Origin of the sequence: Actinomadura chokoriensis, assembly GCF_039529475.1 — a bacterium.
Lineage (GTDB): Bacteria > Actinomycetota > Actinomycetes > Streptosporangiales > Streptosporangiaceae > Spirillospora > Spirillospora bangladeshensis.
Map to the genome: position 1 here is coordinate 33,579 of NZ_BAAAMW010000028.1, position 16,185 is coordinate 49,763.

General features: G+C 72.9%; 13 protein-coding genes. 4 read left to right on the top strand and 9 right to left on the bottom strand.

All coding sequences use genetic code 11. The features are described from left to right. Window positions 1–18: 18 nt before the first annotated feature. The 3 genes from ABFX46_RS37300 to ABFX46_RS37310 form a co-directional block, all read right to left on the bottom strand. Window positions 19–1,464, bottom strand: a complete 1,446-nt coding sequence (locus ABFX46_RS37300; RefSeq protein WP_346048717.1) for a hypothetical protein — start codon at window positions 1,462–1,464, stop codon at window positions 19–21. A 126-nt stretch (window positions 1,465–1,590) separates the two neighbouring features. Further along, the gene (locus ABFX46_RS37305; RefSeq protein WP_163053483.1) at window positions 1,591–1,935 is read right to left on the bottom strand and encodes a DUF4233 domain-containing protein; all 345 of its coding nucleotides are present in this window, start codon (window positions 1,933–1,935) and stop codon (window positions 1,591–1,593) included. Next, window positions 1,932–3,305: a bifunctional folylpolyglutamate synthase/dihydrofolate synthase gene (locus tag ABFX46_RS37310; protein ID WP_346048780.1), complete on the bottom strand. Its 1,374-nt coding sequence runs from the start codon at window positions 3,303–3,305 to the stop codon at window positions 1,932–1,934. Before ABFX46_RS37310 ends, ABFX46_RS37305 begins: the two co-directional genes overlap by 4 nt. Before the next feature lie 107 nt (window positions 3,306–3,412). Here ABFX46_RS37310 and ABFX46_RS37315 point away from each other — a divergent pair, with 107 nt between their 5' ends. Then, on the top strand, window positions 3,413–4,615 hold the full coding sequence (locus ABFX46_RS37315) for a folylpolyglutamate synthase/dihydrofolate synthase family protein (protein WP_346048718.1): 1,203 nt from the start codon (window positions 3,413–3,415) through the stop codon (window positions 4,613–4,615). On the opposite strand, the gene ABFX46_RS37320 is transcribed toward ABFX46_RS37315, so the two are convergent. Continuing rightward, window positions 4,587–5,561, bottom strand: a complete 975-nt coding sequence (locus ABFX46_RS37320; protein WP_346048719.1) for a hypothetical protein — start codon at window positions 5,559–5,561, stop codon at window positions 4,587–4,589. The genes ABFX46_RS37315 and ABFX46_RS37320 overlap by 29 nt on opposite strands. A gap of 122 nt (window positions 5,562–5,683) precedes the next feature. Next, complete coding sequence (locus ABFX46_RS37325; RefSeq protein WP_346048720.1) at window positions 5,684–8,302, bottom strand: valine--tRNA ligase; 2,619 nt, start codon at window positions 8,300–8,302, stop codon at window positions 5,684–5,686. 213 nt (window positions 8,303–8,515) lie between these two features. Here ABFX46_RS37325 and ABFX46_RS37330 point away from each other — a divergent pair, with 213 nt between their 5' ends. Both ABFX46_RS37330 and ABFX46_RS37335 read left to right on the top strand, forming a co-directional pair. Beyond that, entirely contained in the window at window positions 8,516–9,310 is a 795-nt protein-coding gene (locus ABFX46_RS37330; RefSeq protein WP_346048721.1) for a sensor histidine kinase, read from the top strand. Then, entirely contained in the window at window positions 9,311–9,967 is a 657-nt protein-coding gene (locus tag ABFX46_RS37335; RefSeq protein ID WP_346048722.1) for a response regulator transcription factor, read from the top strand. It abuts the gene before it with no gap. 196 nt (window positions 9,968–10,163) lie between these two features. On the opposite strand, the gene clpX is transcribed toward ABFX46_RS37335, so the two are convergent. The 4 genes from clpX to tig all read right to left on the bottom strand — a co-directional run bounded on the left by clpX (window position 10,164) and on the right by tig (window position 14,793). Beyond that, window positions 10,164–11,438 carry an ATP-dependent Clp protease ATP-binding subunit ClpX gene (gene clpX / locus ABFX46_RS37340; protein WP_089329243.1) on the bottom strand — a complete coding sequence of 425 codons (1,275 nt, stop codon included), beginning with the start codon at window positions 11,436–11,438 and terminating at the stop codon, window positions 10,164–10,166. A gap of 174 nt (window positions 11,439–11,612) precedes the next feature. Continuing rightward, complete coding sequence (locus ABFX46_RS37345) at window positions 11,613–12,296, bottom strand: ATP-dependent Clp protease proteolytic subunit (RefSeq protein WP_428831355.1); 684 nt, start codon at window positions 12,294–12,296, stop codon at window positions 11,613–11,615. Window positions 12,297–12,323: 27 nt separating this feature from the next. Beyond that, window positions 12,324–12,956, bottom strand: a complete 633-nt coding sequence (locus ABFX46_RS37350; RefSeq protein WP_067641026.1) for a ClpP family protease — start codon at window positions 12,954–12,956, stop codon at window positions 12,324–12,326. Window positions 12,957–13,302: 346 nt separating this feature from the next. Continuing rightward, on the bottom strand, window positions 13,303–14,793 hold the full coding sequence (gene tig / locus ABFX46_RS37355; protein WP_346048723.1) for a trigger factor: 1,491 nt from the start codon (window positions 14,791–14,793) through the stop codon (window positions 13,303–13,305). A gap of 228 nt (window positions 14,794–15,021) precedes the next feature. Here tig and ABFX46_RS37360 point away from each other — a divergent pair, with 228 nt between their 5' ends. Beyond that, window positions 15,022–16,161, top strand: coding sequence for a hypothetical protein (locus ABFX46_RS37360; RefSeq protein ID WP_346048724.1), 1,140 nt, complete (start codon window positions 15,022–15,024; stop codon window positions 16,159–16,161). Window positions 16,162–16,185 lie beyond the last annotated feature (24 nt).

Consider the following 16,185-nt stretch of genomic DNA (forward strand, 5'->3'; position numbering starts at 1 on the left):
TCGGTAAGCGCGCGAATACTACCCGGCTCGCGCGCCGTAAGTGGCATTCCGGCGCCGGACGCCCAGCGCCGCCGCGGCGGCGGCGAGCAGCACGGCGACCATTCCCGCGACGACGAGCCAGCTCTGGAAGCCCTCCAGCAGGGCGTGGACCTGCTGCGCCCCGGTCGCCGGACGCGCCCGGCGCAGCCGCGCCGCCTGCAGCGACAGGACGGCGAGCTGCCCGGTCAGCACGGCGGGGAAGCACAGCGACAGGCCGAACAGCGCGGCGCCGGGCTCGGCGTCCCGCAGCGAGGCGGCGAGGGCCAGCCCGGCGCCCGCGCCGAGGGGGACGAGCGGTGCGAGCAGCGTCCACGGGTCGCCGGGGTCGGCGGTGAGGCCGAGCGGCAGCGCCGGGACCATGAGCAGGAGCCCGGTCCGGACCGTCCCGCGGGCGGGCGCGCGGGCGGCGGCGAGCGCGCCCGCCACGGCGGCGGCCGCGGCCGCGGCGAACGGGAGCAGCGGCGGGCCCGCGCCGCGCGCGTGGGCGGTGGCGGCGGCGAGCCCGGCGAGCGGTCCGGCGACCGGGTAGGTGAGCAGGCCGACGGCGATCATGACGAGGGCGCAGCCGTGCGGGCTGCCCGCGGGGGCGTCCCGCCCGCCGGTGACGGCGAGGCCGACCAGGGCGGGCACCGCGAGGCCCGCGACGAGGAGCCGCGCGCCGGGCGACCACGCGCCGGCGGCGACGACGGCGAGGAACGCGAAGCCCGCGACCGGGACGAGCGGGAGCAGGAGCTGGCCCCGCTCGCTGCGCCGGGCCGCCGGGAGCGCCCAGGGGGCGCGGGCGCGCAGCAGCGGGCGGGCGACGGCGGCGCCGGCGGCGGCGGCCGCGAGCCACGGGCAGGGCGCGAGCGCGGCGCGCCAGTCGGGGGCGCCCGCGCCGGCGGCCTGCGGGGGGACGGCCCGCAGCGCCAGCGGCACCGCCAGGACGAGCATGCCCGCGAGCACGCCCGCCCAGGCGGCGGTCAGGGCGCGGTCGCGGCGCTCCCAGACGAGGACGAGGGAGGCGGGCAGGACGATGCCCGCGCCCGCGCCCTGGAGCGCCCGGACCGTCCCGGCGAGGGGCACCGAGTCGGCGAGGCGGGCGGCGCCCAGCCCGACGAGGAGCAGGGCCAGGCCCGCGGCGAGGACCGTCCAGGCGGGGAACCGGCGGGCCGCCGCGGCGCCCGGCGGCACGGCGAGCAGGAGGGCGGGCAGCGACAGGCCGGTGGCGCGCAGCAGCCCGGCGACGCCGGAGCCGCCGAGGCCGAGGGCGTCCGCGGCGGCGGGGACGACGTTGACGGCGGCGTCCGGCAGGGTCAGCACGGCGGCGGGCACCGCGGTGCCGGTCAGCAGCAGCGCGCCGAGCGCCGCGAGGCGCCGCCCGGCCGCCTCCCCGGTGCCGGGGCGCTCGGCCGCACGGGCTGTGGACGCTGCGCTGGTGGACACGGCCTTCTCCTTCGGAGGGTCGTCATCCGCCGGACGCTATTTACTGAAAACGAAGGATGTCCAAATTGGGGCGATTATTGGAATTCGCGGCATTCGGCGGGATGATTGGCTGCCGTCCCGCCGAACTTAGCGCGGCTGGGCGGCCGCCGCCTTGCGTCCGAGCCAAATGGCCGTCCCCCAAAGCGCCCCGAAAACGGCACCGAGGAAGAACATGGCCGGCACCATGAACCCGGTCGCGATGATGAGCACCTGAAGCACGGTGCCGGCCGGAATCGCCCAGGGGCGGCGCAGCAGCCCGGCCAGGACCAGGCAGACGAGCGCGAGCGACCCGCAGACCCCGCCGGCGGTGGCGCCGTCCACGTCCAGCACCGCCACGGCGACCGGGATCGCCAGCCCGATCACGATGGCCTCGCAGGCCAGGACCGTGGCGAACAGCCGGCGGGCCGGGTTGTCGGCGGCGGGTGTGCTCATGAGCGGCCCTCTTCCACGCGCAGCAGGGTGCGGGCGTCGCCGGCCGTGACCACCGACCCGGTGATCAGCACCCCGGCGCCCCGGTACTCGCCGGTCTCCTCGGCGATGCCGATCGCCCGGTCGATGGCGTCGTCCAGCCGCTCGGCGATATGGACGCGGTCGGCGCCGAAGACGCCCTCGGCGAGCTCGGCCAGCTCCTCGGGCGGCATCGAGCGCGGCGAGGAGTTGCGGGTCACCACCAGCTCCGCCAGCACGGGTTCGAGCTGGTCGAGGACGCCCGCGACGTCCTTGTCGGCGGCGATCGCGAGCACCCCGGCGAGCCGGGTGAAGCCGAACGACTCGGTGACCGTGGCGACGGTCGCCGCCATCCCGGCCGGGTTGTGCGAGGCGTCCAGCAGGACGGTCGGGCCCGTCCGGGCGACCTCCAGCCGCCCCGGCGAGGCGGACCCGGCGAACCCGGCGCGCACCAGCGCCGGGTCGAGCTGGCCCTCGTTGCCGCCGAGGTAGGACTCGCCCGCCGCGATGCGCGTCGCGGCCTCCAGATTGGTCTCTCCCCCGGTCGGCGCGCCGGAGGCGAACGCCTCCACGGCGGCGAGGGCCGTCGCGGCGTTGCCCGCCTGGTGCTCGCCGAACAGCGGCAGGTAGATCTCGTCGTAGACGCCGTGCAGGCCCTGCAGGCGGAGCTGCTGGCCGCCGACCGCGACGTCCCGGCCGAGGACGCCGTACTCGATGCCCTCGCGCGCCGCCGTGGCGCCGATCTCCACGACCCGGCGCAGCAGCACCTCGGCGGCCTCGACCGGCTGCTGCGCCAGGACGGCGATCGCGCCGGTCTTGATGATCCCGGCCTTCTCGCCGGCGATCTCCTCCAGCGTGTCGCCGAGGTAGCGGGTGTGGTCGAGCCCGATGGGGGTGATCACGGCGACGACGCCGTCCGCGACGTTGGTCGCGTCCCAGGTGCCGCCCATGCCCGTCTCGACCACCGCGACGTCGACCGGGGCGTCGGCGAAGGCCGCGAACGCCATCGCCGTGAGGACCTCGAAGAACGACAGCCGCCCCGCGTGCTTGCCGTCGACCAGCTCGACATAGGGCAGGACGTCGTTGAACGTCTCGACGAACCGCTCCTCGCTGATCGGCTCCCCGTCGATCGCGATGCGCTCGCGCAGCGTGGTCAGCTCGGGGCTGGTGTACAGGCCGGTGCGCAGCCCGCGCTCGCGCAGCAGCGCCTCGACGAGGCGGGCGGTGCTGGACTTGCCGTTCGTCCCGGCGATGTGGATCACCGGGTACGCGCGGTGCGGCTCGCCCAGGACGTCGACCAGGTCGCGGATCCGGTCGAGGGTGGGGTCGATCTCCCACTCGACGCCGCGGGCCATGATCGCGCCGACGGTCGCCCGGTAGTCGGCCGGCTCGGTTCGCTGACTCACGGTCACAGAGCCTACTCGGCGGCGCGCAACGCTCCGTCCGGCCCCACACTGGAGGTATGGACGTGTTCTTCCGGGAGTGGGAGCACCGGGCGCCGGGCGAGACGCGCGATGTCGGGCGGGCCCGCGCGCTCGCGGACGCCCTGGGGGTCCTCACCCCGGACGCGCCCGTTCTGACCGTTGTGGGTTCCAAGGGGAAGGGCACGACGGCGACCTACGCGTCGGCCTTTCTCGCCGCCGCCGGACGTCGCGTCTGCACCGTCACGAGCCCCGGCCTGCGCACGAACCGCGACCGGATCAGGATCGGCGGACGCGCCGTTTCGGAAACGGAGCTCGCCTCCCTGGCGGACGCCCTCGATGAGGCGATCGGCACGCTTCCACCGCCCTCGGACGGCTATCTGTCACCGTCCGGCCTCTTCCTCGTCGCGGGCCTCCTGCACGCACGGCGGGTCGGCGCGGACGTGCTCGTCCTGGAGGCCGGGATGGGCGGACGGTCGGACGAGGTGGCCCTGTTCCCGCCGGACGTCGCCGCGATCACCCCGGTCTTCCTCGAACACGCCGGCGTGCTCGGCGACACCGAGGCGGAGATCGCGCGGGAGAAGCTCGGTGTCGCGGGGCCGGGGACGGTCGTGCTGTCGGCGCCGCAGTCGCCGCCGGTCACCGAGGTGCTCGGCGGCGTCGAGGTCGTCGGGCCCGGCGGCAGCGGCCTGCCCGACCGCCTGCTCCCCGCCGGGCTGGGGCGGGCGGGCGCCGAACTCGGCGTCGCCGCCGCCCGCCGCGTGCCGGGCACGGCCGAACCCCCGGCCGGGACGCTGCGGGAGGTGATGTCGTCGGTCGTCCTGCCCGGCCGGTCGTCCCGGCACGACGTGCCCGGGTCCGCGACCCGGCTGCTCGTCGACTCCGCCATCGACCGCACCGGCGTCGCCGCCGCCCTGGCCGCCGCGCGGGACGCCTGGGGGACGGTCGACCACGCCGTGGTCTGCCTCCCCGACCACAAGGACGTGGACGGGGCCGTCGCCGAACTCGGCGCGCTGCCCGTGACGTTCGTCCGGCTGCCGCTGCCGCACCTTCGCTTCACCCGCCCGCTGCCGCCCGGCTGGGACGTCGTCGACGCGGACGCCATCACGCCCGAGTCCCTCGCGACGCTCGGGCACCGGGTGGTCGTGCTCGGCACCGTCTACTTCACCGGGCGGGTCCTCGACGCGGTCGGCGCCGACACCGAGCGGCTGTTCGTCACTTCGGCCGCTCCACGTCCTTCCTGATCCGGCGCATGACGTCCGCCATCAGCGGGAACTGCGGGTTCAGCGTCGGGCGGTTGGACGCCACGATGCCGTAGGAGTCCCTGGTCGCCCACGCGCAGTACGTGTGCGTCTCGGCCAGGACGGCGAAGGTGCCGCAGACCGCCTTCGCGCCCTTGCCGGCCTCGGCGTCCTGGCCCGCGATGAACGTGGTGGGCTGCACCTTCTGCAGGAAGTCGGCAGGGTCGCCGACCGGACCCGTCCCGCCCATGAACAGCACGTTGAGCTTGCGCACCGGCTCCTCGCTGTAGACGGCGGCGCCGCGCTTGGCGACCGGCACGCCGCCCGCCTCGACGGCGCCCGCGATGAACGGGTACGCGGCGCTCGCCTGCGGGGACGTCAGGCGGTCCCTGTGCAGGCCGCCGGCGACCGGGCCCGCCTCGATCACCTTCTTGGACGCGGGGAGGGCCGTCGTGCGGGCGTCCTTGGCGTCGCCGCCGCCCGTCCGGAACGCCAGCGCCCCCGCCATGAGGGCGATCGCCGCGGCCGCCGCGACACCGGTGACGAGCAGCAGCCTCGGGACGCGCCGCTTCCGCGCCCCGGCGGGTGCGCCGCCGGGAGCCACCGGCAACGGCCCCGTGCCGACGACGGGATGCCCGCCGGTGCCGACCACCGGATGCCCGCCCGTACCGATCACGGGGTGGGCTCCCGAGCCGACCACCGGGTGGGCTCCCGACCCGACGACGGGATGCCCGCCCGTACCGCCCACCATCGGGTGCCCGCCCGTGCCGCCCAGCGACGGGAGCGGGCCCGTCCCGTCACCGGGGTCGAGCGACCACCACGGGCGCGCCCTGCCCCAGGGCGCCGAGGCGGCCGCCACCGGCGCGGCCCCGTCCTCGATGGCCCGCGCCGCGTCCGGGCCCTCGCCGGACGAGGACTCCGGCGCGCCGGGCTGGGGTGATTCGGCCATTGCACTCCCGATGGTTCAAGTACCGCCAAAAGGCCGTGGGCTCAACCGGATCGTAACGGCGCGGGGCCCGCCGCGCCGACCGTTCACGCGCTCGTGACCTGCCGGGGGCGGGACGGTTCGCGTCAGCCCGCGGGCAGCGCCGCCAGCTGCGACTCCAGCCGGGCGATGTCGGCCTCCGCCTGCGCGAGCCGGTCGCGGTTCTTCGCGACGACCGCCTCGGGGGCCTTCGCCATGAACGCCTCGTTGCCGAGCTTGCGGTTGGCCTGGTCGACCTCCTTGCGCGCGGCGGCGAGGTCCTTCTCCAGCCGCTTGCGCTCGGCGGCGACGTCGATCGCACCGGCGGTGTCGAGCCGCACCGCGACGCCCTCCACCGGCAGCGACGCGGTGGCGGAGAAGCCGTCGCCGGGCGCGGTGAGGCGCAGCAGCGCGCGGACGCCCTCCTCGTGCGCCGCGAGCGGCGAGCCGCCCCACTCCAGCTCCGCCGCGACCTTCTGGCCCGGCTTGAGGCCCTGGTCGGCGCGGAACCGGCGGACCTCGGTGACGAGCCGCTGCAGCGACTCGACGACGGCCTCGGCGTCCCGGTCGGCGCGGGCGGGCTCGGCGGCCGGCCACGGCGCGGTCAGGACCGTCTCGCCGCCGGTCAGGGACGTCCACAGCTCCTCGGTGACGAACGGGATCACCGGGTGCAGCAGCCGCAGCAGCTTGTCGAGGACCTCCCCCAGGACGCGCCGCGTCGCCTCGGCCCGCTCGTCCGCGAGCTGGACCTTCGCCAGCTCCACGTACCAGTCGCAGACCTCGTCCCACGCGAAGTGGTAGAGCGCCTCGCACGCCTTCGCGAAGTCGTAGTTCTCCAGCTCCTCGTCGACCTCGGCGATGACCGACTGGAGGCGCGACAGGATCCACGCGTCGACGGTGGTCACCTCGGCGGGCATGTCGCCGCGGACGTGCGCGCCGTTGATGAGCGCGAACCGCGTCGCGTTCCACAGCTTGTTGCAGAAGTTGCGCGAGCCCTGCGCCCACTGCTCGGCCACCGGGACGTCACCGCCCGGGTTCGCGCCGCGCAGCAGCGTGAAGCGGGTCGCGTCGGCGCCGTAGGCGTCGACCCAGTCGAGCGGGTCGATGACGTTCCCGAACGACTTGGACATCTTCTTGCCGTACTGGTCGCGGACCATCCCGTGCAGGGCGATGGTGTCGAACGGCTGGACGCCGTCCATCGCGTACAGCCCGAACATCATCATGCGGGCGACCCAGAAGAACAGGATGTCGTACCCGGTCACCAGCACGGACGTCGGGTAGAACCGCTCCAGCTCGGGCGTCTTGTCCGGCCAGCCGAGCGTGGAGAACGGCCACAGCGCCGAGGAGAACCAGGTGTCGAGGACGTCGGTGTCCTGCGTCCAGCCGGCGGGCGGCTCCTCGTCCGGCCCGGGGCAGGCGGTCTCGCCGTCCGGCCCGTACCAGACCGGGATGCGGTGCCCCCACCACAGCTGCCGGCTGATGCACCAGTCGTGCATGTTGTCGACCCACTCGAAGTAGCGGGACGCCATCTCCGGCGGGTGGATCGCGACGCGGCCGTCGCGGACGGCGTCGCCCGCGGCGCGCGCGAGCGACTCGACCTTCACGAACCACTGCAGCGACACGCGCGGCTCGACGACCGTGGAGCAGCGCTGGCAGTGCCCGACCGAGTGCTTGTAGGGGCGGATCTCCTCGACCACGCGGCCCTGCTCGCGCAGCGCGGCCACGACCGCCGGGCGCGCCTCGAACCGGTCGAGGCCCTCGAACGGGCCGGTCGCGGTGACGACGCCGCGCTCGTCCATGACGGACATCGACGGCAGGTCGTGGCGGCGGCCGATCTCGAAGTCGTTGGGGTCGTGCGCGGGCGTCACCTTGACCGCGCCCGTCCCGAACTCGGGGTCGACGTGCGCGTCGGCGACGACCGGGATGCGGCGGCCGGTCAGCGGGAGCTCGATCTCCCGTCCGACCATGTGCGCGTACCGCTCGTCGTCGGGGTGGACGGCCACGGCGGTGTCGCCGAGCATCGTCTCCGCGCGGGTGGTCGCGACGACCAGCTCGTCCTCGCCGGAGCCGTACCGGATCGAGACCAGTTCGCCGTCGACCTCATCGTGCTCGACCTCGATGTCGGACAGGGCCGTCAGGCAGCGCGGGCACCAGTTGATGATGCGCTCGGCGCGGTAGATGAGGCCGTCGTCGAACAGCCGCTTGAAGATCGTCCGGACGGCGCGGGCGCGGTCGTCGTCCATCGTGAACGCCTCGCGCGTCCAGTCGACACTGTCGCCGAGGCGGCGCATCTGGCCGAGGATCCGGCCGCCGGACTCGGCCTTCCACTTCCACACCCGCTCGACGAACGCCTCGCGGCCGAGGTCGTGCCGGGAGCGGCCCTCCTTGGCCAGCTCGCGCTCCACGACGTTCTGGGTGGCGATGCCGGCGTGGTCCATGCCCGGGACCCACACGGTCTCGTGGCCCTGCATGCGGCGCCGCCGGACGAGGGTGTCCTGGATGGAGTGGTCGAGGGCGTGCCCCATGTGCAGCGAACCGGTGACGTTCGGCGGCGGGATCACGATCGAGTACGCGGGGCGCTCCGGCGCGCGCAGCGGGTCGGCGGTGAACAGCCCCGCCGATACCCAGCGCTCGTAGAGCCGGCCCTCGACATCGGCCGGACGGTACTGGGTGGGCAGGTCGACGTCGGCGGCCCCCTGGCCGCGCTCAGTGCTGGGCTGTGTCACGGCTGACGATTCTACGGGGACGCCGGGGGTGGGCCGGCCCCTGGGACGCCGGTCCGTGCGCGAGAGTCCGCACCGGCGAGCAACTGAGAATCCCGGCTGAGAGCGTTTTCCCGCCGCGGTCGGGACACAGGTCACCTGACACCGGGTCGCCTCGCCCGAAAAGGTGGTGGTCCGGAAGGGTCCGCGACACCGGGGCGGAGAGAGAGGGACGGGATGCGAGCGGTACTGGCACGCGCCGCCGTGCTGGCCGGCGCGTTCACCGCGGGGGCCGTGGCGGCACGTGCCGCGACCATCCCTCACCTCCGCCGGCTCACCGCCGACCTGCAGAGGTCCCGGGAGCGGATCCTCGCCAGCCGGGAGGAGGAGCGGCGGCGGCTGCGGCACGACCTGCACGACGGGCTCGGGCCGACGCTCGCCAGCCTCGCCATGTCGCTGGACGCCGCCCGCATCACGCTCGCCTGCGAGCCGGAGCGGACCGACCCGCTGCTCGCCGACGTCCGCGACCGGCTGGCGACCGCCGTCGGCGAGATCCGCGACCTGGCGCACGGGCTGCGGCCGCCCGCCCTGGACGACCTCGGCCTCGTCGGCGCCATCGAGTCGTTCGCGGACGGCTGCTGCGAGCGGGTCGACATCCGGTTCGACGGCGAGCCCTCGGGGCTGCCCGCCGCGGTGGAGGTGGCGGCGTACCGCATCGCGCAGGAGGCGCTGACGAACGTGCGGCTGCACGCCCCGGGGAGCTGCGCCTCCGTCCGGCTGAAGCGCGACACCGAGCTGCACCTGGTGGTCACCGACAGCGGTCCGGGCCTGCCGGACGCGGCGCGGGGCGGCGGACGCCCCGGGACGCGCCGCGGCCTCGCCGCGATGAAGGAGTGGGCCGCCGAGATCGGCGGCAGCTGTGTGATCACGTCCCGGAACGGCGGCGGCACCCTCGTCTCGGTCCGGCTGCCGCTCGGCACCGCGCAGCCCGCCGGGTACGATCGTTCCTCGGTCGGAAGAAGGCGGGCGTAGATGTCGGAGACCATCCGGGTCCTCATCACCGACGACCACCCGGTGTTCCGGCAGGGCCTGAAAGGACTCCTGCACGCGCTGGGCGTCGAGGTCGTCGGCGAGGCCGAGAACGGGCCGGAGGCGGTGAAGCTGTCGGCGGAGCTGCAGCCGGACGTCGTCGTCATGGACCTGCACATGCCGGGCGGCAACGGCATCGAGGCCACCCGCACCATCACCCGGACGAGCCCCCGCATCGGCGTCCTCGTCCTCACGATGTTCCGCGACGACGACTCGGTCTTCGCGGCGATGCGCGCCGGCGCCCGCGGCTACCTGCTGAAGGAGTCCGGCGCCGAGGAGATCGCCCGCGCCGTCCGCGCGGTCGCGGCCGGCGAGGCCATCTACGGCCCGGAGATCGCGCGCCGCGTGCTCACCTACTTCACCGACATGCCCGACCCGCGGCAGGCCGCGTTCCCCGAGCTGACCGAGCGGGAGCGCGAGGTCCTCGAACTGATCGCGCAGGGCCGCAGCAACGCCGAGATCGCCGGGACGCTCTTCCTCAGCCAGAAGACCGTCCGCAACCACGTCTCGAACATCTTCATGAAGCTGCACGTCGCCGACCGCGCCCAGGCCATCGTCGTGGCCCGCGAGGCCGGCCTCGGCGAGTCCACGCCGCGTTGATCCCGGCCCAGGCCACTGCGTTCGCCTGGCGGCTCGCTCCGTGACCTGGCCTGTGCGAGCGCGCATCGCTTCGCGATCTTCCCGGTGAGACTCCGGCTTCGCCTCACCGGTCAGGCAGCGCGCTCGCGTGCGTGGCCGAGGCCGCTGAAAGCCGATGAGAAAGCCCCGGCCGACGCGGCCGGGGCTTTCTCTCGGGTCAGGCGCTCTTCTCGCGCGGCTCCCGCTTGGGGCGGTCGCGGGGGACGAGGGTCGGGTTGACGTGCTCCAGGACGGCCTCGCGGGTGATCACGACGCGGGCGACGTCCTGGCGGCTCGGGACCTCGTACATCACGGAGAGGAGGACCTCCTCCATGATGGCGCGCAGGCCGCGGGCGCCGGTGCCGCGCAGGATGGCCTGGTCGGCGATCGCCTCCAGGGCGTCGTCGGTGAACTCCAGGTCGACCCCGTCGAGTTCGAAGAGGCGGTGGTACTGGCGCACCAGCGCGTTCTTCGGCTCGGTGAGGATGTTGATCAGCGCCTCGCGGTCGAGGTTGTGCACGGAGGTGATCACCGGGAGCCGGCCGATGAACTCGGGGATCATCCCGAACTTCAGCAGGTCCTCGGGCATCACGTCGCCGAGCACGGCCGACGACTCCTCGAAGTCGGACTTGGAGCGGATCTGCGCGCCGAAGCCCATGCCCTGCTTGCCGACCCGGGACTCGACGATCTTCTCCAGCCCGGCGAACGCGCCGCCGCAGATGAACAGCACGTTCGTGGTGTCGATCTGGATGAACTCCTGGTGCGGGTGCTTGCGGCCGCCCTGCGGCGGGACGCTCGCGGTGGTGCCCTCCAGGATCTTCAGCAGCGCCTGCTGGACGCCCTCGCCCGAGACGTCGCGGGTGATCGAGGGGTTCTCGCTCTTGCGGGCGACCTTGTCGACCTCGTCGATGTAGATGATCCCGGTCTCGGCCTTCTTGACGTCGTAGTCGGCCGCCTGGATCAGTTTGAGGAGGATGTTCTCGACGTCCTCCCCGACGTATCCGGCCTCCGTCAGCGCCGTGGCGTCCGCGATGGCGAACGGGACGTTGAGGAGTTTGGCGAGCGTCTGCGCGAGCAGCGTCTTACCGGATCCGGTGGGGCCGAGCAGCAGTATGTTCGACTTGCCGATCTCGACCGGGTCGTCCCGGCCGGTGTCGCCCGACTGGATCCGCTTGTAGTGGTTGTAGACGGCGACGGACAGTGCCTTCTTCGCCGTCTCCTGCCCGATGACGTAGGAGTCGAGGAACTCGTAGATCTCCCGCGGCTTGGGCAGGTTGTCCCACTTGAGGTCGGAGGTCTCGGAGAGCTCCTCCTCGATGATCTCGTTGCAGAGATCGATGCACTCGTCGCAGATGTACACGCCCGGACCCGCGATGAGCTTCTTGACCTGCTTCTGGCTCTTCCCGCAGAACGAGCACTTGAGCAGATCACCACCGTCGCCGATGCGTGCCACCCAACTGTCTCCTTTTCGTGGGGCCGCCCGCCCTGGAGGATGCGGCGCAGCTCGGTTGCGTCCCGAAGGCTCTCGACGTTGTGCTCGACGTTACCGCCTCCGACGGACTTGGAAAGCCCCTCGCCCGGAAGTGTGGCGCCCGGGCTCGGGGACCTCCCGCGTCCTTGTGCCGTCTCAGGACGACACTACCTCGGCTTTCCGCTTCCTGCTGGCGAAGACGTCGTCGATGAGCCCGTAGTCCTTCGCCTCGTCGGCGGTGAGGATCTTGTCGCGCTCGATGTCGCGGCGCACCTCGTCGATGCTCCGGCCGCTGTGCTCGGCCAGGATGCTCTCCAGCAGCTCGCGGATCCGCATGATCTCGCGCGCCTGGATCTCGATGTCGCTGGACTGCCCGTAGGTGCCCTCGGTCGCGGGCTGGTGGATCAGTATCCGCGAGTTGGGCAGGGCGGCCCGCTTGCCCGGCGTCCCGGCCGCGAGCAGCACGGCGGCGGCCGAGGCGGCCTGGCCGATGCAGACGGTCTGGATGTCGGGCTTGACGAACTGCATCGTGTCGTAGATCGCCGTCATGGCGGTGAACGAGCCGCCCGGCGAGTTGATGTAGATGCTGATGTCGCGGTCCGGGTCGATGGACTCCAGCGTGATCAGCTGGGCCATGACGTCGTTGGCGGACGCGTCGTCGATCTGCACGCCGAGGAAGATGATGCGCTCCTCGAACAGCTTGTTGTACGGGTTCATCTCCTTGACCCCGTACGTGGTGCGCTCGACGAACGACGGAATGATGTAGCGGTTGTCGACCGGCATCGGGCCGGCGCCCGGCCGGACCATATCGGTGAAACCGGGGCGGATCAGGTCGCTCATGTGTGCCTCCGATAAGTGTTCAGGTCGTCAGGAGACGGTGCCCTCGGAAGGCACCTGGGTGGCACTGAGCACCACGTGGTCGACGAACCCGTAGTCCTTGGCCTCGTCGGCGGTGAACCAGCGGTCGCGGTCGGAGTCGCGCTCGATCTGGTCGAGCGCCTGACCCGTGTGCTCGGCGATCTTCTCGGCGAGCGTCTTCTTCACGTACAGCATCTGCTCGGCCTGGATCTTGATGTCGGAGGCCGTGCCGCCGATGCCGCCGGACGGCTGGTGCATCATGATCCGGGCGTGCGGCAGGGCGTAGCGCTTGCCCCGGGTGCCCGCGCACAGCAGGAACTGGCCCATCGACGCGGCGAGGCCCATGCCCACCGTGACGATGTCGTTCGGGACGTACTGCATGATGTCGTAGATCGCCATGCCGGCGGTGACGGAGCCACCTGGCGAGTTGATGTAGAGCGTGATGTCGCGGCGGCCGTCCTCGGCGGACAGCAGCAGCAGTTCGGCGCAGATGCGGTTGGCGATGTCGTCGTCGACCTGCTGGCCGAGGAAGACGATGCGCTCGCGCAGCAGCCGCTGGAACAGCTGGTCGCCCAGAGGCAGCAGGGGCGCCTCGGCGACCCGCGCCTGGATCCGCGACGACTCGTCGAAAGTCGGAGGCATGCTCACCGGGTGTTCCTCCGGTCCTTTTAATCGGTTCGGATGATTGGACATTAACGCGCCACCGGGCCCGCTTAAGCCCGGGGGGCCGCCTTTTCGCCAGGGGCGTACCCGCGCGGCGCGGGACCCCGCCCGCGTACCGGACGATCTTCGCCAACGGGACACGCACCGGGGTCGTCCCCCTCATCCCCCGACTCGCCCCCCTCATACGCGGTGTGCGCGTGGGAAGCCCCACCCGCACGGTGCGGCGCGGGCACAGTGCGGCGGCGCGGTGCGGCGGTGCGCATAGCGCGACGCCCCGCGCCCGGGGTGCGGGCGCGGGGCGTCGCGTCGGACGCGCTGGAGACGCCTAGGCGTCCTTGTCCTTGGTGTCCTGCTCGTCCTTCGCGTCGGCGGCCGGGGCCTCCTCAGCGGCGGCCTCAGCCGTCTCCGCGGGGGTCTCCTCCGACTCGGCGGCGCCGGCCGCGTCCTCGGCGGTCTCGCCGCCTTCGGCGCCTTCGGCCTGGACGGTCTCACCGTTCAGCTCGCGCTGGACGGCCTCGACGTCGATCTCGTTGCCGGACTCGTCCTTGACGGTGACGTGCTCGACGACGAGGTTCAGCGCCTTGCTGCGCAGCACCTCCGAGACGATCGCCGGAAGCTGGTTGTTCTGCGTCAGGTACTCGGCGAGCTGCTGCGGCTGCACGCCCATCTGCATGGCCTGCGTGACGACGTACTCGCTGAGCTCCTCGTTCTCGACGCCCAGCTCCTCCTGGACGGCGAGCTGGTCGAGGACGAACCCGCCCTTGACCGCGAGCCGGGCCGCGTCGGCGACCTCGGTGTCGAACTCCTCGGCGGACTTCTCCTCTTCCTTGAGGTAGTCCTCCTTGGTCATGCCGGCCATCTGCAGCTGCTGCTCCAGCTGCTGGTTGCGGCGGCCGATCTCCTCTTCCACGACCTTCTCGGGGAGCGGGATGTCGACCTTCTCCAGCAGCGCCTCGAGGGCCTTGTCGCGCGCCTCGGACAGCTGCTGCAGCTTCACCTGCCGGCCGAGCCGGGTGCGGACGTCCTCGCGCAGCTCGTCGATGGTGTCGAACTCGCTGGCGAGCTGGGCGAACTCGTCGTCCAGGTCGGGCAGGTTCTTGACCTTGACGCTCTGCACGGTGACGGTGATCTCCGCCTCCTCGCCGGCGTGCTCGCCGCCGGCCAGGGTGCTGGTGAACGTCTTCTCCTCGCCGGCGGCGAGGCCGGTGATCGCCTCGTCCAGGCCCTCGATGGAGGACTTGCTGCCGACCTCGTAGGAGTAGCCGGTGGTGGAGGCGTCCTCGACCTGCTCGCCGTCGATCTTCGCGACGAGGTCGATGGAGGCGAAGTCGCCCTCCTCGGCGGCCCGCTCGGCGTTGGTCAGCGACGCGAACCGCTCGCGCAGGTTGCCGATCGTCTCGTCGACCTGCTCGTCGGTGACCTCGGCGTCGTCGACGACGACCTCGAGGCCGTCGTAGTCGGGCACCTCGAACTTCGGCCGGATGTCGACCTCGGCGGTGAACGCGAACTGGGTGCCGTCGTCGAGCTCGGTCACCTCGACGTCGGGCTGCCCGAGCACGAAGATCTCGGACTCCTCGACGGCGCGGCCGTACAGCTCGGGCAGGGCGTCGTTGACGGCCTCCTGCAGGACCGCACCCCGGCCGACGTACTTGTCGATCAGCGGGGCGGGGACCTTGCCGGGCCGGAAGCCCTTGATCCGCACCTGCTGCGAGATCTCCTTGTACGCCTTGTCGAGGTTCGGCTTGAGCTCGTCGAACGGAACCTCGACGGTGAGCTTGACCCGGGTTGGGGTCAGCTCCTCGACATCGGTCTTCACTGGGGTTGGTCTCCTTGATCGGGCGCTGTCTCGGCCGCGGCGTTCGACGCGTGCTCACCGGCGGCGGCGCGGGCACGCCGAAACTCGACTCCGCGCCTTCGCGCGCCAAGTCTATGGGGTCGCGGCCCCGGCTGCGGACATCGGACGCCCGCAAGTACCGCGAAATCCGCGTCAACGGTGCCGCACGGGCAGTGACAGAAGTGACCGGAAGGCCCATACTCGTCCGGGATGAACGGGATAGCTGCGGCCTTCAGTGCGACCGGTCTCTACTACCTCGGGTTCGCCGTCTTCAAGCTGGCGGCGGACCGGATGCCCCCTGTGCGGGGCAACCGCATCCTGCACATGATCTGGGCGATCATCAGCAACTGGGTCTTCCTGATCGCGCTCGGGATCGTGCTCGGCGGGCTCAGCCTGCAGATCCTCGCGCTGCGGAACCTGCCGCTGTCCCAGGCCGTGCCGATCTTCATGTCCGGCGTGGTGCCGCTGCTGCTGATCGCGCTGGTGTTCTTCGGCGAGCGGCTCACCGCGCGCGAGTGGCTGAGCCTGGTGCTGATCGGCGGGGCGATCCTGCTGCTGACCGCCTCGCTCAGCGGGGACGAGCCGATCGGCTCGGCGGACGCGCCGCTGTGGAAGATCGCGGTCGTGGTGGCGCCGGCGGTCGCGGTGCCGGTGCTGATCCTGGTCCTCGGCGACTACCGGCCGGACGGCCGGCACGCCCGGCCCGTCACCGGCATCGCCTACGGGCTCAGCGCCGGCTTCCCGGTCGGCACCGCCGAGCTGGCGATCAAGGGGTGGAGCGACGACCCGCACGCCACCGGCCCGCTGATCCTCGCGACGCCGTGGCCGTACCTGACCGTGGTCGCGGCCGGCATCGGGTTCGGGATCATGGTGGCGGCGTTCCAGCGCTGCCGGGTGTCGATCGTCGCGACCGTCATGACGGTGGCCGCGAAGTCCTACCTGCTGACCATGGGCACGTTCCTGTACGGGGAGCCGTGGCCGCAGGACGCGGCGCACTCGGCGATGCGGCTCGGCGCGCTGGCGCTGGGCGCGGTCGCCGTCCTGCAGTTCCCCCGGCACCGGCCGGTCGAGGAGGAGCCGCGGGAGCCGTCCCGCGAGGACGCCGCGCACGACCCGTTCGGCGGCCGGTCGATCGGCGGCCCCGTGCTCGGCGGGCCGCAGCTCGGGCACGTCTACGGGGCGCCGGTCCCCTCCCCTTACGCGCAGGACCCGCTGGGCCAGGGCCCCTACAACCGTCCGGACGAGGACGGCCGCCCGCAGGCGGAGCCGGCGCCGCCGCGCCGTCCCGTCCGTCCGCAGAACCCCACCGAGACGGGGGCGGACGGACGCTGGCGCGGCTTCGGCGAGTGAGCCCCTTCCGAGCATCGCCGCCGC